The organism is Mesorhizobium sp. M1143 (assembly GCF_040318435.1).
GTDB lineage: Bacteria > Pseudomonadota > Alphaproteobacteria > Rhizobiales > Rhizobiaceae > Mesorhizobium.
This window is the reverse complement of record NZ_JAMYMJ010000019.1, coordinates 65517-85435: the sequence shown is the minus strand read 5'-3', so window position 1 is coordinate 85435 and position 19919 is coordinate 65517. Positions and strand designations below refer to the sequence as shown.

Genomic DNA, 19919 nt, shown 5'->3' with positions numbered 1-19919 from the left:
GATTTGCAGTACCACACATTTTATGACAGAACGGGCGCCGGCCCGCCAGGCACGACGTCTAGGGAGAGGGAAGAATGCTCAAGCCGCTGAGACGTACCGCGTCCAGACTGCTCGTCGCAGCCGTATTTGTGTGGCCCCTGACGTGGCAAGTGACACAAGCGGCCGCGTGGGATCTGAAAGAGGCGTCGAAACCCTATAGCGGCCAGACCATCCGCATGGTCGGCGAGGCGCTGCCGCCGCTCGAAGCGCTGAAGAAGATGGCGCCGGAGTTTGAAAAACAGACCGGCATCCATGTCGAAGTCGAGATGTACGAGCACTCGGAAGCCGTCAACAAGGTGCAGCTCGATCTCAACTCGCACCGCGGCCGCTACGACGTCATCATCCAGCCGCATCGCGAACTCGGCAAGTTCGCCACCAACAACCATCTGGTCGAAATCGCCAAGATGATGGCCGACCCGGCTTTGCGCGATCCGAGCTTCGAGCCGGAGAAGCAGCTCTACCAGACTGCCTGGCACGAAATCTCCTGGTATGACGGCAAGGAGTACGGTTTCCCCTTCACCGTGCTCAACATGTTCATGTGGTATCGGTCGGACCTGCTCGCCGATCCCAAGGAGCAGGCAGGCTTCAAGGCCAAGTATGGCTACGACCTCGCTCCCGCCAAGGACTGGAAGCAGTATCGCGATATCGCCGAATGGTTCTATCGCCCCGACCAGGGCTTTTACGGCACCGCCCTGCAGGGCAAGCGCCACGAGGCGCTGTGGTATGAGTGGCTCAATTTCCTTTATTCCTTCGGCGGCGACGTGCTCGACGTGAAGAGCGGCTCGGCCTGCGGCCCGGTCATCGTCAACAGCCCCAAGGCCGTCGCCTCGCTCGAATATTACAAGAGCCTGCTGCAATTCTCGCCGCCGGACAGCCTCAACTATTTCTGGGACGACGTCATGGCGCTGATGCAGCAAGCCAAGGTCGCCGAGCTGATCATGTGGAACGACGCCACCTATGCCGTGTCGGTCGACACAACCGCCTCCACCGTCGTCGGCAAGGTCGGCTTCGATCTCGTGCCGCAAGGCGAAGGCGGCAAGATCGGCCAGGTCGAAGGCTGGACCTATCTCATCCCTATCTATTCGAAGAACCCACAGGCCGCCTTCCTCTTCGTCCAGTGGATGATGGGCTATGACCGCCAGCTCGAGCAGCATCTCAATGGCGGCGCCTCGGGCCGGCCCGATGTCTATGCCTCGGCGGAGGTGCAGAAACTGCCCTACGCCAAGGCCTCGATGGAGGCCAACGAGCATGCGGTGCCGAAGGCGACGCTGCCGCAATCGGCCGAGATGACCGACATACTAGTGCGCGAACTGTCATCCTACCTCGCCGGCGAAAAGGAGGCGCAGGCCGCCCTCGACACCGCCGCCACCGACATCTCGACACTGCTCGGTTCTTGCGCACCCATGACCTATCCGGCACGATAGGCCTTGAGATGTCGCGCAGAGGCTACCCGCACAAGCGGGTAGCCGTTCTTGTCCGCAGGAAACGCCCGTGACGAACCGCACTCCATCGCCGCGCGGAATGCCGCTTCTCGACCGTGGGGTGGGGCCGCTCTTGATGCTGCCGGCGACGCTGCTCGTCGTCGTCTTCCTGGTCGGCCCGTTCTACTACATGGTCTACACCGCGCTGACCGACCTCAGCTTCGCCGACGCCAGCCATGCCGGCGCCTTCGTCGGTTTCGACAATTTCCGCAAGCTGATGCGCAACGACCCATTCTTCTGGGCATCGTTCCTGCTGACGCTGAAATTCGTCATCATCGCCGTCGGCCTGGAATTCCTGCTCGGCTTTGCGCTGGCCTTCCTGATCTTCCGCTTCGTCGCCAGCCAGCGGCTTCTCACCACACTGCTGCTCATCCCGATGATGATCGCGCCGGTCGCCGTCGGGCTGATCTGGCGGCTGCTGTTGCAGGGCGATTTCGGCATGCTCACCTTCTACATGCGCAAGGTCGGCCTGCTGGCGCAGAATTCGGCGGTGCTTTCGGCACCCGACCTGGTGTTTCCGACCATCGTCGCCATCGATGTCTGGCAGTGGACGCCTTTCGTCACCCTGATCATGCTCGCCGGGATGATGGGCCTGCCGCGCGCGCCGTTCGAGGCGGCGATGATGGATGGCGCCAAACCGTTCCAGATTTTCCGAGACGTCATGCTGCCGCTGCTGCGGCCGGTCATCGCGCTTGTGCTGCTGCTGCGCGGCATCGACGCCTTCAAGGAGTTCGACAAGGTTTTCCTGATGACCGGCGGCGGACCGGGAACGCTGACCGAGCTGGTCTCGATCTACGCCTACCGCGTCAATTTCCGTAACTGGGACCTCGGCTACGGCGCCGCGGTCGCCTTCATGATCTATCTCGTCGTGCTGATCCTGTGCTCGGTCTTCTACAAGGCCGTCTACTGGTCGAGCCGCAAGCAGGTGGGGGCGTTTTGAGGGCGCTGCGATGATCGATCAATCCACCAACCGCGCCTGGAGGAGCTTTGCCTGGGCCGTGCTGCTCGTCGCCGTCGTGGTGGCGCTGACGCCTTATGTCTGGATGGTGCTGGCGTCGTTCAAGAACCGCGTCGATCTTCTGTCTTCTGTGCCGAAATGGATTTTTTCGCCGACGCTTGCCAACTATCCCGCCGTCTTCATCGACAAGGAATACTGGCCGCTGGCAATCAACTCGGTGCTGATCTCGGTGTCGTCGACCATACTCTGCATCGTCATCGGCGCGCCAGCGGCCTATGGCTTTGCCCGCTCGGATTTTCCCGGCAGGGAAGACCTGTTCTTCTTCTTCCTGACGACGCGCATGGCACCGCCGATCTCGATCGCCGTGCCGCTGTTCCTGTTCTTCACCTCGCTCGGCCTGATCGACACCATCTACGCCGTGGTGATCGCCCACACCTCCTTCAACCTGTCGCTCGTCGTCTGGATGATGCGCGGCTTCTTCGCCGAAATCCCCAGGGAGATCGACGAAGCCGCGATGATGGACGGCCGCTCGCGGCTCGGCGCATTCTTTTTCGTCGTCGCGCCGCTGGCCGCGCCCGGCAGCGGCGGGACGGCCGTGCTCTGCTTCATCCTGTCGTGGAACGAGTTCCTCTATGCCTTCATCCTCGTCGCTTTCGACGGGCGGCCGCTGACCGTCGGCATACCCGGACTGGTGACGCCGCATGGCACGCTATGGGGCCAAGTCGCGGCGGTCGCCATCGTGGCGACGCTGCCGATCGTGCTTTTCACTTTCCTTGTCCAGAAACAGCTCGTGCGCGGCCTCACCTTCGGCGCGGTCAAGGGTTGAAGGGATCCTTGCATGGCAATTGTTTTCGACGGCGTCACCAAGGCCTTCCCGGACGGGACGGTGGCGCTGCAGGCGCTCGACCTTGCTTTCGAGCCCGGCGAATTCCTGGTTCTGCTCGGGCCCTCTGGTTCCGGCAAGACGACAGCCTGCCGGCTGCTTGCCGGCCTTGAACGTCCCACGGCCGGGCGCATCATGGTCGAGGGCCTCGATGTCACCGACCTGCCGCCGCGCCTGCGCGGCATGGGCATGGTGTTCCAGAACTATGCGCTCTACAGCCATAAGAGCGTCTACGAGAACATCGCCTATCCCTTGCGCATCCGAAAGATGCCGGCTGCCGAGCTCGACCGCTGCGTCCGCGCCATGGCCGAGCTGCTCGAAATCACCCGTTACCTCGACCGCCGCCCTTCGCAATTGTCGGGCGGCCAGGCGCAGCGCGTCGCTGTGGCCCGCGCCCTGGTCTGGCAACCTGGCCTCTGTCTGATGGATGAGCCGCTGTCCAATCTCGACGCCTTGTTGCGGCTCCACATGCGCACCGAGCTGAAGCGTCTGCATCGCGAGCTGAAAAAGACCTTCGTCTTCGTCACACACGACCAGGAAGAGGCGATGACGCTGGCGACCAGGGTCGCGGTGTTGCGCGAAGGCGCACTGATCCAGTACGACGACCCGCGCGAGATCTATCGGCGGCCTGCCAATCGCTTCATCGCCGAATTCATCGGCCGTCCAGCGATGAACACGTTCGATGGTGACGTCCGCGCCGGCGTCTTCCACGCCAGCGGTTTCACTTGCCCGCTTCCGGGAAAGCCTGATGGCCCGATCGTGCTCGGCATTCGCCCGGAACAGATCCAGCTGGTCGACGCCTCCGCAAGCGATGCCATCCAGTTTGCCGTCGACGTCGTCGAACCGGTCGAGCCGGACGTGCTGATCTTCGCCAAGAGCGAGGCGAATGCGCTGATCGTCAGGACAGTGAATGTCGATCGCGCTTTCGATCCCGGCCAGCCGCTTTATCTACACTTTCCGCCGGCGGCGCTGCACACGTTCGATGCGGTTTCGGGAGCGCGGCTGCCGTGAGCTCGCTGCTCGCTTTGGTGCCGCTCGCCGCCGCGGCACTTGTCTGGCGGCTGTTCTACAGCTTCAACCGGTCGCGGCGCTGGTTCTCGATGGGGGAACTCATCTTCTGGGACGCCATTGCACTGGTAATCCTGCAGCTTGTCTGGCTGATCTGGTTCTAAATGCAGCATTCCAGCAACGCAGATCAGTAGCCCAGCGCACAACCGTCCTTGCGCGGATCGGAGGCACCGGTGAGCGTGCCCTTTTCCCAATCGATCAGCACCAGCTGGCCGCCGCCATGCGGCTCCTCGGCGATCGAAACCTGATGGCCGCGCTGACGCAGGCCGGCGATCGCCTCAGCCGGAATCCCGCGCTCGGCCAGCACGGCATTGTCCTTGTAGAACACCCGTGGCGCATCCAGTGCCTGCTGCGGGTCCATCCCGAAATCGATCATGTTGGTCAACAGATGGACATGGCCGAACGGCTGGTAGCCGCCGCCCATCACCCCGAACGGCATCACCACCTTACCCCCTCGCGTCGCCATGCCAGGCATGATGGTGTGCATCGGTCGCTTTCCCGGCGCGATACGATTTGGATGGCCTTCCGTGAGGCGAAAACTGCTGCCGCGATTCTGCAGCACGACGCCTGTCTTGGGACCGACGACGCCGCTGCCGAAGGAACCGAAGGTCGAGTTGATGAAGCTGACTGCATTGCGGTCGCGGTCGACCACGGAGATATAGACGGTGTCGCTGCGCGGCAGCTCAAGCCGCGGCAGATGCGTCATGGCGAGGGCCGGATCGATGGCGGCGCGCAGCCGCTCCGCATAAGCTGCCGACAGCAGTTGTTCGACGGGGACCTGGACGAAATCCTGGTCGCCGATGAAAGTATCGCGGTCCTGGTAGGCAAGCCGGCCGGCTTCGATCTCGAGATGCAGCCGCTGGGCACTGTTCGGCTCCAACGAACCAAGGCTGAAGCCCGAAAGCACATTCAGCATGATCAGCGCCGTCATGCCCTGATTGTTCGGTGGCATCTGATGGATATCGTAGCCGCGATAGGACGTATTCACCGACGTGACGTAGTCGCCTTGGGTCTCGGCGAAATCCTCCAATGCATGCAGCCCGCCCAGCGCGCGAAGACGTTCCACCAGATCGTCCGCGACTTCACCTTCATAAAACCCTGCACGGCCTCGGTTGGCGATGATGCGCAAGGTGTCCGCCAAGTGCGGCTGCCGATGCACATCGCCGGCTTGCGGCGCCCTTCCCTCGGGCAGGAATATGCGCGCGGCATGTTCATCGGCTGAGAGCAGGGCGACCTCGTCGGCCCAGTCGAAGGCGACGCGATCATAAACGACATAGCCTTGTTCGGCATAGCGAATGGCTGGCGCCAGCGCGGCGTCGATGCCCTTTTTTCCGTGGTCCTCGAGTAGCCGGCACCATGCATCGATGGCGCCTGGTATGGTGACGGCATGCGGTCCGGCCGCAGGCAGTTCGCTATGCCCCCGCTCCAGATACCATTCGGCGGTTGCCGCAGCGGGCGAACGCCCCGAGCCGTTGAAAGCGAGAACATCGCCCTCGCCTTTGGGACTGTAGAGCACAAAACAGTCGCCGCCGATGCCGGTCGATTGCGGCTCGACGACGCCTTGCACCGCCGCAGCGCAGACAGCGGCATCCATGGCATTGCCGCCGGAGCGCAGCATGTCGATGGCGGCCAGCGTCGCCAGCGGATGCGATGTCGCCCCCATCGCTTCTGTCGCGCGAACCGGCGAGCGGCCGGGGAACTGAAAATCACGCATGCAATCGCCTCCAATGATTTCGCGCCCGCCGGCCGCAGCCTTCAATGCTTGATGCGGTCGCGCATCGCGTACCACAACATCCCCAGCACATAGAGCGGACCGCGTAGCGCGGTTCCACCCGGGAACGGCATCGGCGTCAGCGTCGAGAACAGATCGAGCCGTGAGGCATCACCGGTGATCGCTTCGGCGAGCAGTTTGCCCGACAGCGTCGACAGGATGACGCCCTTGCCGGAATAGCCATGCGCGAAATAGACCTCGCCATAGTGCCCGACATGCGGCAGCCGCGATGTCGTCACCGACACCAGCCCGCCCCAGGCATGGTCGATACGGCAGCCCTTCAATTGCGGGAAAGTGGCTTCCATATGCGGCCGCACGAAGCCGGCGATGTCGGCCGGCGGCGACGGCGTGTAACGCTCGCCGCCACCGAACAGCAGGCGTCCGTCCGCCGACATGCGGTAGTAGTTGACGACGAAGCGTGTGTCGGACACCGCCACATTGGCCGGGATGACATTGCGTTTACCCTCCAACGGCTCGGTGGCGACGATGTAGTTGCCGACCGGCATGATACGGCTGTTGACGCGTGGCTCCAGCCCATTGAGCAGCGCATCGCCCGCCAATACGACATGCTTGGCCCGTACCGAACCCTTCGATGTCGAGACCCGGATCGATGGTTCCAGCTCCAACTTCACCGCCACCGAATTCTCATGAATGGTGACGCCGGCGGCCACGGCTGCTCGGGCAAGCCCGAGCGTGTAGTTCAGCGGATGCATGTGGCCGCCAAGCGGCTCATACATCGCCCCACGATAGGGCGTGTCCACCTTGCCGCGCGCCTGCGCTGCCGACAGGATCTCGACGTCGCGGAACTTCATCACGCTTTCGAGGCATTTCGCCTCTTCTTCGAGGTCTCTGAGATCAGAGCCGTTGACCGCGCCGACGAGATGGCCGGTCAGCCGCAGATCGCAATCGATGGCGTGGCGCTCGATGATGTCGAGCACCAGGCCGCGCGCTTCGAAGGCAAGGTCGAACAGCACCTTCGCCCGCTCGGGACCATAGAGCTTGACCAGCCCCTTGGCGCCCTTGCGCAAGCCGGGGATCATCTGGCCGCCATTGCGGCCCGATGCCCCCCAGCCGATCTTGCCGCCTTCGAGCAGCACCACCTTCAGGCCGCGCACGGCGGCGTGTAGGGCGGCCGACAGGCCGGTGCAGCCGCCGCCCACCACCACCAAATCGGCGTCGACATCTCCCGCCAGCGCCGGATGGTCCGGCGCCGGATTGGCGGTGGCGACATAATAGGATTTGCCGATATCGAGGCCCGAATTGAAACCCGTCGAGCTGGAGGCCATGATCACACCTTCAGCAGCAAATGGTCGCGTTCCCAGCTCGTGACCACGCTCTGGAACAGGTCGAGTTCGACGCTCTTGACGCGCAGATAGGTCTGGAAGAAATCCTCGCCCAGCAGTGCCCGCACCGGCTCGCAAGCGGTGAAACGATCAAGCGCCTCCTCCATGGTTTTCGGCAGCGTGCTTTTGATCTTGTAGGCATTGCCAGATGCCTCGGCCGAGCGCGCCAGCTTCTGCTCGACGCCGAGATAGCCGGCAAGCAGCGAACCGGCGATCGCCAGATAGGGATTGCAATCCGCTCCCGGCAAGCGGTTCTCTACCCGCCGGGCGGCGCGGCCACCTGCCGGCACGCGCAGGCCGCAAGAGCGGTTGTCATGCGACCATTCGATGTTGGCCGGTGCGCTGTGGTTCGGCCGGATGCGGCGGAACGAGTTCACGTTGGGTGCGAACAGCGGCATGATCTCGGGCACATATCTCTGCAGGCCGCCGATGAAATGGCCGAACATTTCGGTGTCTGCATCATCTCTGTCGGCAAACAGCGCGGCGCCTGTCGTTTCATCGACGACAGACATGTGCAGATGCATCGAGCTGCCGGCCTGCGCCGCGATCGGCTTGGCCATGAAGGTGGCGTGCATGCCGCTCTGCTGCGCCGCTTGGCGGGTCAGCCGCTTGAACAGCAGCACCTGGTCGGCGAGTGGCACCGCGTCGCCGTGCAGCAGATTGATCTCCAGCTGCGCGGTGCCCGATTCATGGATCAGCGTGTCGAGCGGCAGGCCGGCGGCTGAGGCATAATCATAGACGCGCCTTATCACCGGCTCGAATTCTTCCAGCGCCACCATGTCATAGGGATGCTGCGAGCCCTCGGCGCGGCCATTGGCGCCAACCGGTGCCGTCAGCGGCTGGTCGGGATTCGTATTGGGCGCGGTCAGATAGAATTCGACTTCCGGCGCCACCACCGCGCGCCAACCGCGCTTCCGGTAGAGATCGAGCACGGCGCGCAGCACATGTCGTGGCGAGGCCATCCAGGGCTTGCCTTCCATGTGGAAGGCGTCGGCGAAGACATAGGCTTTGCCAGGGCCACCGCCCGGCGCCAGGCACAGCGTCGACATATCAGGCACCATGCGCATATCCGGGTCTTGATAGGCAAAGCCTTCGTCGATCGAACCGGAGTAGCGGCCATCGATGCTGACCAGGAAAGCGCTGCTCGGCAGGTAGAGTGCGCGGTCTTCCAGCGCCTTGAGGAATTTTGCTGTCGGCAGCGCCTTGCCGCGCAGCACGCCATTCATGTCGGGCACCAGGCACTCGACCTCCGTGATGCCGTGCTGGGCGAGCCAGGCCTTGGGATCGTTGCCGGTGAAGAGAGCGGTGTTGGTATTTTTGTCCTGCATTTTGGTTCACGTACCTATGAGAGAGAGAGTATGGCTTGCGCGGCCACATCCGTTCCAGGGGTCAGCGCCATCTTGGCAGCATTGTCCCTGAGGCGGGCGCGCATCGCATCGTCGGCCAGCAGGCCGAGAATGGCTCTCTCCAATCCCCCTTCGGTCCAGGCGTCGCGGCCGATATGGTCGCCCACGCCCGTCTCTCCCGCGCGTTGCGCATTGTCATGTCCGTCCCAGCAATAGGGCATGATCAGCGACGGCACGCCGAAGCGCAGCGCCTCGCAAAAACTGTTGTTTCCTCCGTGATGAATAAACAGGTCCGACTTCGCCACCACCGAAGGCTGCGGAAACCAGGCGTCGAGATAGACATTGTCCGGCACCGCGCGGTAGGCGTCGCGCAGGCCGCCGGCATTGACGATGAAGCGCGCCGGCAGCCGGTCGAAGACGGCGAGCATGCGTTCGATCAGCCCGACATCCATCGCGCCGAGACTGCCGAAGCTGACATAGACCAGCGGCCCGCCATTGCGCGGAAACACCGGCACCTCGAACGGCCCTTCCGAGCGCACGCAGCCTTCGAGATAAACGAAGCGTTTGGGGTCGAGCGGCTCGGCCCGCTCACGCCGTACGATCGCTGGCGTCAGCAGCAGATTGAGGTCGGGTGATGTCTCGAGGAACAGGCCCTTGGGCAACGGCGCCAGGCCGGCATCCGCGCGAAAACGGTTGAAGCACTCATGCGCGGGTGCGGAGGCCGCGAGATAGCGCGCTTCGAACGCCGCACGTTGCGGGTCGTCGGCACCCATCCCCGAGAGATAGGGCGGCACCTCGGCATCCGGCAGTTCCGTCTCGGCACAGGAGACGACGCGCACCCACGGGCAGCCGGCGGCGGCGATCGCCGGGAACATGATGACGTTGTCGAGCACCACCGCGTCCGGCTTCAGCCGCGCCAGCAATTGGCGCAGCGGCGCCTCGGCGTTGACGGCGGTGTCGACGATCGCTTGCCAGGTCGGCGCGACATAGGTCTCGAGCTGGTCGATCGGGCTCAGCCGGAAATGCGGCAGGTGCCGGCGCACGAAGGCCTGCCAATAGCTCTGGCGGTCGCTGTCGCTCAGCGGCTCATCCGTCGGCAGATGGTATTCCTGGAAGCCATAGTCGGTAAAGACGCCGGAGAAGCCGGCATGGCAGATGAAGACGGGGCGAGCGCCCCGTGCGCGCAATGCCTGTGCGATACCGACGCAATTCAACGCGGCGCCGAAACTGGCTTCGGGAAACAGCGCGATGGTCGGGCTGGCTTTACGCGTCAATTATTCCTCTTCAATCCGGCCGGCTGATCATGCCGAACAGTGCGGGAGCTCCGCGGCTGGCTGCTTGCGGTCGCTGGCTGCGGGAGAGCCGCAGGTGGATGCGAAGCAGATCGGCAGCCACCTCATACTGCCGGCTTTCAAGATAGTCGAGTATGCCCGAGTGTTCGCGCAACGATTGCCGCAGCCGAAACACGTTGACGCCGGAATAGATGCCCGGCAGCCGGCGCAGGCGGAGATGATCGGCCAATGCATCCGACACAAAACGGTTGGCGCAGCCCTCGGCGATCATGCCATGAAAATCCATGTCCAGCCGCTGGAACTCGCGCGTGTCGAATGTCTCGTCCGGCAGCGCTGCAAGCGCTTCCATGCCTTGCCGCAACATTGCTGCCCGCGCCCCGTCCAGCCGAAAGCCTGGCGTCAGGATGGCCGCCGGCTCCAGCACCAGGCGGAACTCGTAGCTTTCGCCTTGCGCCTCCGGATCGTCCGGCGCGCGGCGAAACAACCAGGATTGCCCAGGCGCACGATCCAGAAGATTCTCGTCGGTCAGTTTGTTAAGTGCTTTTAGTACCGTCTTGCGATCAGCGTCGTAGCGTCGCATCAGCCCCGCGATGGTCACCGTCTGGTCCAACCGTCGCGCCGAGCGGTCGCGCAGGATGGCTTCGGCGAGCTCGTCTTCCTCCGCACTGGGTAGTTCGGCGGCAATGGCGGGCTGGGCGGCGAGGTCGACCGTCAGATGATAACCGCTGTCCGCCTCCCAGCGCACCACGCCCCGTTCCGCGAGCAGGCCGAGTGCGGCGCGTACGGGCGTGCGCGAGACATTGCACAGCGAGGCGATCTGCTGTTCGGGCAGGCGGGCGCCAGGCTCGAAGCCACGCTGCCGCGCCACATCCAGGATGCGCTGCGCCAGATCGAGATGGTTGGTGCGAGGTCGTCTGGCTACGGCTTGCATGACTTTTCTCGAATGCGAATGTGGCGCATTGGTCTGGCTGATCGCCGGAACAGGGACAATCGGCCAAATTCCTCCGTCGTTGACAGATTATGGATTGACGTACTTTTTTCTGCAATAGTACTGTCGGCACAATCGGCGAGAAAAGACCGAGGGAACAGGATCAAGGCAGGCGCGCGCGTCGCCGGCCTTGGTCCGGCAAATGATTTCGACGATCAAACCGAATGGGAGACTGCCATGACCGCTACCAGCCTGCGGCGCCGTGCGCTCAATACATCCTCAATCGCTCTCGGTCTCGCCCTGACGCTCTCGGTGCCGGCCGCCGCAGCCGACCTCGTTATTTCGAACTGGGATGGGTACATGGCACCCGACGCCATGGCCGCTTTCAAGACCGCCACCGGCGTTGCCGGCGAAGTGGTGGTGCACGCCACCAATGAAGAGATCATGGGCAAGCTGATTGCCGCCGGCGGCAAGGGCTATGACGTGGTCTTCGTCTCCTCGCCCTTCGCCGAAGTATTAAACAAGCTTGGCCTGACCGAGCCGATCGACCATACCAAGATCCCCAACCTCGCCAACCTCTATCCCGAAGCGACCAAGCTGCCGCACGATGTCGGCAACGCTTTCTCCGTGCCTTACACCTGGGGCACGACGGGCCTCTGCTACCGCTCTGACCTTGTCAAGACGGCGCCCACGAGCTGGAGCGACCTGCTCGCCCCTTCCGACGAGATGAAGGGCAAGACCACCATGCTGGCGACCGATCGCTGGCTGCTGGCCGCCGGGCAGCTCGACAAGGGCTATTCGGTCAACGAGACCGACCCGGCCAAGATGGCCGAGGTCAAGGACCTCTTGATCTCCGCCAAGAAGACCCTGCTCGCCTATGACGACACCACCTTCTATTCCAAGCTGGTTTCCGGCGAGGCGCTGATGGTGCAGGCCTGGGACGGCTGGTGCAATTACGGCATCGCCGACAAGCCGGAGATCAAATACGTCATCCCTAAAGAAGGTTCGGACCTGTGGGTCGACACGATGGTGGTGATGAAGGCGTCCGAGCACAAGGACGACGCCTTCAAGTTCATCAACTTCATGCTCGACGCCAAGAACCACGCCTGGGCGGCGCAGAACATCGACTACAAGGTGCCGAACAAGCCGGCGATGGAAAGCCTGCCGGCCGACTTCCTGGCCAAATTCCCCAACATGGCGATGCCGGTGGCCGATCTCGTCAAGTTCGAGCAGTTGCGTGACGTCGGCGAAGCCCAGCGCGACTATTCCAAGATCGTCAGCGAGATCAAGGCCGCGCAGTAAGCGGCGCAGACTTCACGGCCGGCAGCACTTCTGCCGCCGGCCCTGAGCGGTACCCGAGAAATTGTCCCAGACCCGACTTCGTTCCTCTCTGCTGATGGCCCCGGCGCTGGTCTGGCTGACCGCGCTGATGGTGGTGCCATGCGCCCTGGTGCTGGCGCTCGCCTTCTTCCGGCGCGGCGTCTATGGCGGCATCGACTACACTTTGACGCTGGAAAATTTCGGGTTGGTCTTCGACCCGCTCTATGCCGGCATCTTCCTCAACTCAGCACGTATCGCCGGCACCGCGACCTTGATTGCGGTGGTGATTGGCTATGCCGCAGCCTATGCGATCGCGGCCGCACCGCGCCGGTGGCAGCCAATTTTCCTGTTCTTCGCCGTGCTGCCGTTCTGGTCCAACTATCTGATCCGCACCTATGCCTGGATCGTGCTGCTGAACCGCGAAGGGCTGATCACCCAGTTGCTGCGCTGGTTCGGCTACACCGGCGAACCGCCCTCGATGCTCTATACCGAAGGCTCGGTCATCGCGGGCCTCGTCTACAACTATCTGCCCTTCGTCATCCTCGCCTGCTACGCGCCGCTGTCGCGCCTCAACCCGGAACTGGCCGAGGCATCGCGCGATCTCGGCGCCTCCGCTGCCACCACTTTCCGACGTGTCATCCTGCCGCTGACCGTGCCCGGCATCGCTGCGGGTGCTGTCTTCGTCTTCGTGCTGTCGATCGGCAATTTCGTCACCCCGGCGCTGCTCGGTGGCGGCCGCTTCCAGATGATCGGCAACCTCGTTTACGACCAGTTCCTGACTGCCAATGACTGGCCGTTCGGCGCAGCGCTCGCCATGGCGCTGATCGCCATCATGCTTCTGGTGCTGATGGCGCAGGCGCTCGCCGCCGACCGCGCCGCGGGGCGTGCGGCTGAGGCAAAGGGTGACGCCGATGGCTGAGCGCTGCGCAATTATTGCCTTCTCCCCGTTCACCGGGAGAAGGTGCCCCGAAGGGGCGGATGAGGGGCGGCGTCAACCTTTGCGACGCTCAGCGCTGCCCCTCATCTGCCTGCCGGTATCTTCTACCCGTGAACAGGGAGAAGGACTCTGGTCGTTCGCTTGCCTTCCAATTGTCGGAGGCCGGCGATGACCCATTCCTTCACCCGTACGCTCGGCATGCGGACGATCCTCACCCTCGTCTTCGCCTTCCTCTACATCCCCATCGCCGTGCTGGTGGCGCTGTCCTTCAACGAAGGCGGATTGCCGACGGCATGGTCGGGCTTTTCGCTGAAATGGTATGCCTCGCTGGCCGGCAATTCCGCCATCCTTTCCGCTGCGCTCAACACGCTGATCGTGGCGTTGGTCTCCACGGCCATCGCCACGCTGCTCGGCACGCTGCTGGCCATCGGCATCGAGATGCGCCGGCAATACGGCAGGGGTCTCGAGGCGCTGATCTTCGCACCGATGATCATCCCCGACATCGTCCTGGCGATCGCTCTGCTGTCGTTCTTCTCCATGCTAAACCTGACCATGGGCCTGCACACCATCATCCTCGCCCATGTCGTCTTCAACCTCGCCTTCGTCTGCTCGGTGGTGCGCGCAAGGCTAAAGAGTTTCGACTGGTCGATCGTCGAGGCCTCCGCCGACCTCGGCGCCTCGGCTCTGACCACCTTCCGGCGTGTGACATTGCCGGTCATCGCGCCGGCAGTGATTGCCGGCGCTCTGCTTGCCTTCACGCTCTCGGTCGACGAGTTCATCATCGCCTTCTTCACCGCCGGTGCCGGCCGCGCCTCGACGACGCTGCCTATGCAGATCTACGCCATGATCCGCTTCGGCATCACGCCGGAGATCAACGCGCTGGCGACCATCGTCATGGCGGTATCCATCACCGCGCTGACCCTGTCGCAGCGGCTCAACCGTGGGATCATCGGCCAATGAGCGAACCGCGCACGCTGCTGGCCATTGATAACGTTTCGAAGAAGTTCGGCCGGGTCACCGCCGTCGACGGCATCTCGCTCGACATCCGCGAAAACGAGTTCTTCGCGCTGCTTGGACCCTCCGGCTGCGGCAAGACCACGCTGCTGCGCATGCTGGCCGGCTTCGAGACGCCAACCGACGGCCGCATACTGCTCGATGGCAAAGACATCGCCCGGACCCCGCCCAACAAGCGGCCGGTCAATCTGATGTTCCAGTCCTACGCGCTGTTCCCGCATATGAGCGTGCGCGCCAATGTCTCCTACGGGCTGGAGATGGAGCGCTTGCCGAAAGCTGAAATCCGTTCCCGCGTCGAGGCCATTCTGGCCACCACCGAGCTTGTCCCCTTCGCCGACCGTAAGCCTGAGCAATTGTCGGGTGGCCAGAAGCAGCGCGTCGCGCTCGCCCGCGCGCTGGTCAAACGGCCTCGGTTGCTGCTGCTCGACGAACCGCTGGGCGCGCTGGACAAGAAACTGCGCGGCGCCATGCAGATGGAGCTGAAGCGCCTGCAGCACGAAGTCGGCATCACCTTCGTCATCGTCACCCACGACCAGGAAGAGTCACTCGTCATGGCCGACCGCATGGCGGTGCTCAAGGACGGCCAGCTGCTGCAATGCGACACGCCGCACGTGATCTACGAGCATCCCACCGACCGTTTCGTCGCCGACTTCATCGGCGTGATGAATTTCGTACCGGGCAAGATGTCTGCGGATGGCGTGATCGCCGCGAACGGCGCGCGCATCACCGGCAAGGTTCCCGCCAAGCTCACACCCGGCGCTTCCGCTGTCGCTTCGGTGCGACCCGAGCGCATCCGGCTGTTCCCGTCAGCCGAGACCGCCAACCGCATCGCCGGCACGGTTGAGGCGCTGGCCTATCACGGGCTCGACCTGCAGCTGCATGTCCGCACGCCTCTGTCGCCAAAACCATTTCTGGTGCGCGTCACCGCCGATGCCGCCGACCGCCGGCCGGTCTCGTCGGGCGATCAGGTCGAACTCGGCTGGGACGCCGCCGATGTCAGAATTTTTCAGGAATAGGAGAGCTTGATGGCGCAGAAGACGATCGCGTTTTTTCCCGAAGCGGCCTACGGCCCGGCGCTCAATTCGGTCGGCATCGCGCAAGCCGTCGAGGCGCGCGGCCATAAGGCAGTGTTCCTGTCCGACCCCGGCTTTGTCGATGTCTACAAGGGTTACGGCTTCGAAGCGCATCCGGTGAACCTGTCGGAGCCGATGCCGCCCGAGCAGATGGCGAAATTCTGGGAAGACTTCATCAACGGCCACATCCCGAACTTCCGCAAATCGCCCTACGATCAGGTCGACAATTACGTGAAGGATTGCTGGACCGCGATTGTCGACAGCGCCAAATGGGCGCAGAAGGATTTGCCGCGAGTCCTGGCCGCCATCAAGCCTGATGTCATTTGCGTCGACAATGTCATCCTGTTTCCGGCCATCAAACAGTTCGGCAAGCCTTGGGTGCGCGTCATCTCCTGCTCGGAAAACGAGATCGAGGATGAGGACATCCCGCCGCATCTCTCCGGTTGCGGCGAGAACGACCATGTCGGCCACCAGCGCTACCGCGATCATTTCAATGCGGTGATCAAGCCCATCCACGACGACTTCAACGCCTTCCTCACCGCAAACAATGAAGCGCCATACCCGGTCGGTCAGTTCTTCGAGGCCTCGCCCTATCTCAATCTGCTGCTCTATCCCGAAGCGGCAAAGTTCAAACGCCGCCATCCGCTTGATACGACGAAATTCCAGTATCTCGAAGGCTGCGTGCGGCAGGAAAAGCCATACGCCGTGCCGACCTTCGCCGAGAACAATGACGGGCCGCTGCTCTATGTCTCCTTCGGCAGCCTCGGCGCTGGCGATGTCGATTTGTTGAAGCGCATCATCACAACACTGGGCAAGACCCGTTACCGCGCGCTGGTCAATGTCGGCGGCTACAAGGACCTGTACACGGATGTGCCGGACAACGTCATCGTCGAGAGCTGGTTTCCGCAGCCTTCAGTCATCCCGCAGGTCGATGCCGTCATCCACCATGGCGGCAACAACTCGTTCACGGAGTGCCTCTATTTCGGCAAGCCGGCCATCATCATGCCCTATGTCTGGGACGGCCACGACAACGCCACCCGCGTCCAGGAAACCGGCCACGGCTTCGGCATGCCGCGCTACGACTGGAGCGACGCCCAGTTGGTCAGCAGGATCGAGGCTTGCCTGACCGACCCCAAGATGAAGGCCAAGCTGGCGAAGACCTCGTCGCAGATGCGGGCACAGAACGGACCGGAAAAGGCCGCAGGGTTGCTGGAGAAGTTGCTGTGACCTCCTCCGCCCCGCACCTTTACCAAGCCTCCACCCGCACCGACCTCGTCGACTGGGGCGCCCAGTCCGACGCGCTCGACGGCGCGTCGCACTCGACCGGCAGGCTTGTCCACAAAGGACCCAACAACCAGCCGGAATCCGGCATCTGGGTCTGCACGCCCGGCCGCTGGCGGCTCTCGATTCCGCGCGACGAATTGTGCCATTTCGTCGCCGGCCGCGCGACGTACCGGTCGGATGCCGGGGAGGTGGTAGAAGTCGCAGCCGGGACCGTGGTCATGTTCCCTGCCGGCTGGACAGGCGAATGCACCGTGCATGAGACCATGCGCAACGTCTACATGCTGGCTTGAACAGCAACGGAGCTTCCCAATATGCCGACACCGCACTGGCCAAAGGCCTCGACCGTGAAACTGGAGGACTGGGGCGGGGGCAGCAACACGCTTGCCGGCTCGCCGCGCGCCTCGGGCAGGATCCTCTCGCAGAACCCGGACGGCTCAAGCGAATGCGGCCTGTGGTCGTGCACGCCAGGCAGCCGCAAGGTTACCTTTGCCGCCGACGAGTTCTGCCATTTCCTGTCGGGCCGCGGGACCTATGTCCGCGAGAATGGCGAAGAGATCCCGGTCGAGGCCGGCATGCTGGTGTTCTTCCCCGCCGGCTGGGCCGGCACCTCCACCATCACGCAAACACTGACCAAGGCCTTCATGTGCCGCTGAGCACTTTTTTAAAGGAAATCGCCATGACCACGCCCATCATGCAATCCCCGCTTGCCATCACCGACCTCGTCGACTGGGGCGTCATCCCGACCATGATCGAGGGCGTGTCCCACACCTCGGGCAAGCTGCTCTACAAGGGGCCGGAGGGCCGTTCGGAATGCGGCCTGTGGGTCTGCACCCCCGGCAAATGGCACTGCCATGTCACCCGCGACGAGTTCTGCCACTTCCTCGAGGGCCGCTGCACCTATGTGCACGAATCGGGCGAGGTCATCCAGATCGAGCCGGACACGGCGGCGTTCTTTCCTCAGAATTGGAAAGGCGTCTGCACCGTCCATGAGACCATCAAGAAGGTCTACATGATCCGCTGAGCGGACCTGAAAGGACGACCATGCAATTCTCCGCTGAACGGCCGGCTTTCTTCGTCAATCCGGACTACCGGCCGATGACCGGCACGGCAAAACCGGTGATCGATCCGGCGACGCTGGAGACCGTCGGCTCGATCTCCGCCGCAACGGACGGTGAGGTCGATGCGGTGCTGTGTGCCGCAACCACGGCACAAGCCGCCTGGAAGAAGCTCGATGCCAAGAGCCGGGCAAAGCATCTGCATGCGGTCGCCAACGCCATCGAGGCGGCGGACTTCACCCGCTGCGCAGAGCTGATGGTGCGCGAGATGGGCAAGCCTTATCCCGAAGCAATCGGCGAGATCGCCAATTGCGCGCCGATCTTCCGCTACTATGCCGAGATGGCGCGCGACGACGCCGGCAAGATCGCCGGTACGACGCAGGCCGGGTCGTTCCAGTATGCGCGCTACGAGCCGTATGGCGTCTCCGTGCACATCATGCCTTACAACTTCCCGATCCTGCTGATGTGCTGGACCGTTGCGGCCTCGCTTGCCGCCGGCAATGGCTGCGTCATCAAGCCGGCCGAAGCAACGACGCTGTCGACGCTGGGCTACATGACGGTGTTCCGTTCACTGCCGGAAGGGCTGGTCGCCTGCCTGCCTGGCACGGCCGCCACCGCGCAGGCGCTGATCGCCTCCGAGCGCACCCACGCTGTCGCCTTCACCGGCTCGGTCGCCGCCGGCAAAGCCGTGGCAGTCGCCTGCGCCGAGCGCATGAAGCCTTGCGTCATCGAAGCCGGCGGCAGCGATCCGCTGATCATCAGCGAGCACGCGCCGCTCGACGTGGCGGCAGCCGGCAGCGTCACCGCCGCCTTCCACCTGACCGGCCAGGTCTGCACCTCGGCCGAACGCTTCTTTGTCGTCGACTCGGTTCACGATCGCTTCGTCGAGCTGTTCGCCGAGAAGACGCGGGCGCTGCGCATCGGCAATGGCATGGACAAGACCGAGATCGGCCCGCTGGTCAGCGAAGCCGCCCGGGCGAAAGTGATGCGGCTGGTCGATGATGCTATCAGCAACGGCGCTATAGCCGTTGCCGGCGGGCGCATTCCGCCGGCGCACAACAATGGCTGGTTCTACGAGCCAACGATCCTGACCGGGGTTACACCCGATATGGCGATCGTGCGCGAAGAGTGTTTCGGGCCGGTCGCAGCGATCTGCCGCGTAAAGGATTTCGACGAAGCGATCCGGCTTGCCAATGACAGCCCGTTCGGGCTCGGCGCCTCGGTCTTCACCACCGACCTCGCCGAGGCGCATGAAGCGGCCGAGCGGCTCGAGGCCGGCATGGTCTGGGTCAACAACCCGCTGATCGACAATGACGCCCTGCCCTTCGGCGGCTGGAAGGCATCAGGCCTTGGCCGCGAGCTGGGACGCCAGGGACTCGACGCCTTCCGACGCTCCAAGATGGTCATCATCGACCACAGACCGGCGATCAAGGACTGGTGGTACCCCTACCCCGACAGCTGGTTCCGCGAGACAGGCGGCCGCAAGCACGTGTGAGCCCGGCTAGTCCATAACGTAAGCTGATGCTTACGCATCTGCCGAGATAGGCCGGCTATTTCAACGCTTGAAGCTTGTCGATCGCGGCAGTGAATCCGGCAAGCGAGACCGGAATGGTCACCGGCTTGCGCGTCACCGACTCGATGCCGATGTTCAGGTTGGTTCCCGATTTCATCGCCTTGAGGAGGTCCGCCGACAAAGGGGTCGCCGCATAGGCGCCGTTCTGGTCACTGGTCTGGATGGCGATGGTCGTCTTCTGCCCCTGGTCGATCTGGTACGAGGCGCCGGAAGGCAGGAACAGCCCGTGCGGCAAGGCCAGCAGCATCGCGAGGTTGCCATTGCCGTTGCCGCGGCGAACCGTAACGGTAAGAACGCGCTGCCCCGTCTTGGCCTCGGTAAGGTTTTGGGAGACCTGGCATTGAAGCTCGGTGCCGGCCGATCCGCTAGCGCAGTTTAGCGACCATGGATTGCCTTCTGCAGGCTTTGTCTCGGCAGATTTGGTTGACTTCGGCTCTTCGGCAAGCGCCGACCCTGCCGACACGACCAGCCATAGCGCGCCGACCCAGGCGGCCCGCCCACAAACGGTTCTCAGCAATGAAGCCACCCGATCCTCGTCGTGTCAGGGTTTCGCC

General features: G+C 63.5%; 20 protein-coding genes. 14 read left to right on the top strand and 6 right to left on the bottom strand.

What is annotated here, in order from left to right:
* The first annotated feature begins 149 nt into the window (after nt 1–149).
* From NKH35_RS15580 to NKH35_RS15560, 5 genes are all read left to right on the top strand, one after another.
* Nucleotides 150–1463 carry an ABC transporter substrate-binding protein gene (locus NKH35_RS15580; RefSeq protein WP_023733640.1) on the top strand — a complete coding sequence of 438 codons (1314 nt, stop codon included), beginning with the start codon at nt 150–152 and terminating at the stop codon, nt 1461–1463.
* Nucleotides 1464–1530: 67 nt separating this feature from the next.
* Nucleotides 1531–2460: a carbohydrate ABC transporter permease gene (locus NKH35_RS15575; protein WP_352915224.1), complete on the top strand. Its 930-nt coding sequence runs from the start codon at nt 1531–1533 to the stop codon at nt 2458–2460.
* Between the two features lie 10 nt (nt 2461–2470).
* Entirely contained in the window at nt 2471–3304 is an 834-nt protein-coding gene (locus NKH35_RS15570; protein ID WP_352915222.1) for a carbohydrate ABC transporter permease, read from the top strand.
* Between the two features lie 12 nt (nt 3305–3316).
* Nucleotides 3317–4372, top strand: coding sequence for an ABC transporter ATP-binding protein (locus NKH35_RS15565; RefSeq protein WP_352915220.1), 1056 nt, complete (start codon nt 3317–3319; stop codon nt 4370–4372).
* Entirely contained in the window at nt 4369–4533 is a 165-nt protein-coding gene (locus NKH35_RS15560; RefSeq protein WP_023726413.1) for a hypothetical protein, read from the top strand. The genes NKH35_RS15565 and NKH35_RS15560 overlap by 4 nt, the downstream gene beginning before the upstream one ends.
* A 23-nt stretch (nt 4534–4556) precedes the next feature.
* Here the strand turns inward: NKH35_RS15560 and ggt are convergent, their stop codons facing one another.
* Genes ggt through NKH35_RS15535 form a run of 5 tightly spaced genes read right to left on the bottom strand, consistent with a single transcriptional unit; the run spans nt 4557 to nt 11112 of the window.
* Entirely contained in the window at nt 4557–6143 is a 1587-nt protein-coding gene (ggt, locus tag NKH35_RS15555; protein WP_023733644.1) for a gamma-glutamyltransferase, read from the bottom strand.
* A gap of 41 nt (nt 6144–6184) precedes the next feature.
* Nucleotides 6185–7486, bottom strand: a complete 1302-nt coding sequence (locus NKH35_RS15550) for an NAD(P)/FAD-dependent oxidoreductase (RefSeq protein WP_031199555.1) — start codon at nt 7484–7486, stop codon at nt 6185–6187.
* A 2-nt stretch (nt 7487–7488) separates the two neighbouring features.
* The gene (locus NKH35_RS15545) at nt 7489–8871 is read right to left on the bottom strand and encodes a glutamine synthetase family protein (protein ID WP_023733645.1); all 1383 of its coding nucleotides are present in this window, start codon (nt 8869–8871) and stop codon (nt 7489–7491) included.
* Between the two features lie 14 nt (nt 8872–8885).
* Entirely contained in the window at nt 8886–10163 is a 1278-nt protein-coding gene (locus tag NKH35_RS15540; protein ID WP_023824663.1) for a glycosyltransferase, read from the bottom strand.
* A 10-nt stretch (nt 10164–10173) separates the two neighbouring features.
* Nucleotides 10174–11112, bottom strand: coding sequence for a GntR family transcriptional regulator (locus tag NKH35_RS15535; protein ID WP_023685712.1), 939 nt, complete (start codon nt 11110–11112; stop codon nt 10174–10176).
* A 234-nt stretch (nt 11113–11346) separates the two neighbouring features.
* Here NKH35_RS15535 and NKH35_RS15530 point away from each other — a divergent pair, with 234 nt between their 5' ends.
* The 9 genes from NKH35_RS15530 (at nt 11347) to NKH35_RS15490 (ending at nt 19287) form a co-directional block, all read left to right on the top strand.
* A complete protein-coding gene (locus tag NKH35_RS15530) occupies nt 11347–12411 on the top strand; it encodes a polyamine ABC transporter substrate-binding protein (protein ID WP_352915217.1) in 1065 nt (354 codons plus the stop codon).
* 94 nt (nt 12412–12505) lie between these two features.
* Nucleotides 12506–13348, top strand: a complete 843-nt coding sequence (locus NKH35_RS15525; RefSeq protein ID WP_023672945.1) for an ABC transporter permease — start codon at nt 12506–12508, stop codon at nt 13346–13348.
* Nucleotides 13349–13534: 186 nt separating this feature from the next.
* Nucleotides 13535–14326 carry an ABC transporter permease gene (locus tag NKH35_RS15520; RefSeq protein WP_023672946.1) on the top strand — a complete coding sequence of 264 codons (792 nt, stop codon included), beginning with the start codon at nt 13535–13537 and terminating at the stop codon, nt 14324–14326.
* A complete protein-coding gene (locus NKH35_RS15515) occupies nt 14323–15396 on the top strand; it encodes an ABC transporter ATP-binding protein (RefSeq protein ID WP_023692047.1) in 1074 nt (357 codons plus the stop codon). Before NKH35_RS15520 ends, NKH35_RS15515 begins: the two co-directional genes overlap by 4 nt.
* A 9-nt stretch (nt 15397–15405) precedes the next feature.
* The gene (locus NKH35_RS15510) at nt 15406–16680 is read left to right on the top strand and encodes a glycosyltransferase (RefSeq protein ID WP_023672948.1); all 1275 of its coding nucleotides are present in this window, start codon (nt 15406–15408) and stop codon (nt 16678–16680) included.
* Nucleotides 16677–17027 (top strand): cupin domain-containing protein, encoded by a 351-nt coding sequence (locus NKH35_RS15505; protein WP_023672949.1) that lies wholly within the window; start codon nt 16677–16679, stop codon nt 17025–17027. The genes NKH35_RS15510 and NKH35_RS15505 overlap by 4 nt, the downstream gene beginning before the upstream one ends.
* A 21-nt stretch (nt 17028–17048) precedes the next feature.
* Entirely contained in the window at nt 17049–17390 is a 342-nt protein-coding gene (locus NKH35_RS15500; protein WP_023672950.1) for a cupin domain-containing protein, read from the top strand.
* Nucleotides 17391–17413: 23 nt separating this feature from the next.
* Nucleotides 17414–17758 carry a cupin domain-containing protein gene (locus NKH35_RS15495; protein ID WP_023672951.1) on the top strand — a complete coding sequence of 115 codons (345 nt, stop codon included), beginning with the start codon at nt 17414–17416 and terminating at the stop codon, nt 17756–17758.
* Nucleotides 17759–17778: 20 nt separating this feature from the next.
* Entirely contained in the window at nt 17779–19287 is a 1509-nt protein-coding gene (locus NKH35_RS15490; protein ID WP_352915213.1) for an aldehyde dehydrogenase family protein, read from the top strand.
* Between the two features lie 55 nt (nt 19288–19342).
* Here the strand turns inward: NKH35_RS15490 and NKH35_RS15485 are convergent, their stop codons facing one another.
* The gene (locus NKH35_RS15485; RefSeq protein ID WP_023733648.1) at nt 19343–19891 is read right to left on the bottom strand and encodes an invasion associated locus B family protein; all 549 of its coding nucleotides are present in this window, start codon (nt 19889–19891) and stop codon (nt 19343–19345) included.
* Nucleotides 19892–19919: the final 28 nt, after the last annotated feature.

Bases quoted from the DNA above. Each gene is read 5' to 3' on its own strand.
- NKH35_RS15490 (WP_352915213.1), top strand. From the start codon at position 17,779: ATGCAATTCTCCGCTGAACGGCCGGCTTTCTTCGTCAATCCGGACTAC.
- NKH35_RS15500 (WP_023672950.1), top strand. From the start codon at position 17,049: ATGCCGACACCGCACTGGCCAAAGGCCTCGACCGTGAAACTGGAGGAC.
- NKH35_RS15515 (WP_023692047.1), top strand. From the start codon at position 14,323: ATGAGCGAACCGCGCACGCTGCTGGCCATTGATAACGTTTCGAAGAAG.
- NKH35_RS15525 (WP_023672945.1), top strand. From the start codon at position 12,506: ATGGCCCCGGCGCTGGTCTGGCTGACCGCGCTGATGGTGGTGCCATGC.
- NKH35_RS15510 (WP_023672948.1), top strand. From the start codon at position 15,406: ATGGCGCAGAAGACGATCGCGTTTTTTCCCGAAGCGGCCTACGGCCCG.
- NKH35_RS15495 (WP_023672951.1), top strand. From the start codon at position 17,414: ATGACCACGCCCATCATGCAATCCCCGCTTGCCATCACCGACCTCGTC.
- NKH35_RS15550 (WP_031199555.1), bottom strand. From the start codon at position 7,486: ATGGCCTCCAGCTCGACGGGTTTCAATTCGGGCCTCGATATCGGCAAA.
- NKH35_RS15570 (WP_352915222.1), top strand. From the start codon at position 2,471: ATGATCGATCAATCCACCAACCGCGCCTGGAGGAGCTTTGCCTGGGCC.
- NKH35_RS15545 (WP_023733645.1), bottom strand. From the start codon at position 8,871: ATGCAGGACAAAAATACCAACACCGCTCTCTTCACCGGCAACGATCCC.
- NKH35_RS15520 (WP_023672946.1), top strand. From the start codon at position 13,535: ATGACCCATTCCTTCACCCGTACGCTCGGCATGCGGACGATCCTCACC.
- NKH35_RS15565 (WP_352915220.1), top strand. From the start codon at position 3,317: ATGGCAATTGTTTTCGACGGCGTCACCAAGGCCTTCCCGGACGGGACG.
- NKH35_RS15535 (WP_023685712.1), bottom strand. From the start codon at position 11,112: ATGCAAGCCGTAGCCAGACGACCTCGCACCAACCATCTCGATCTGGCG.
- ggt (WP_023733644.1), bottom strand. From the start codon at position 6,143: ATGCGTGATTTTCAGTTCCCCGGCCGCTCGCCGGTTCGCGCGACAGAA.
- NKH35_RS15530 (WP_352915217.1), top strand. From the start codon at position 11,347: ATGACCGCTACCAGCCTGCGGCGCCGTGCGCTCAATACATCCTCAATC.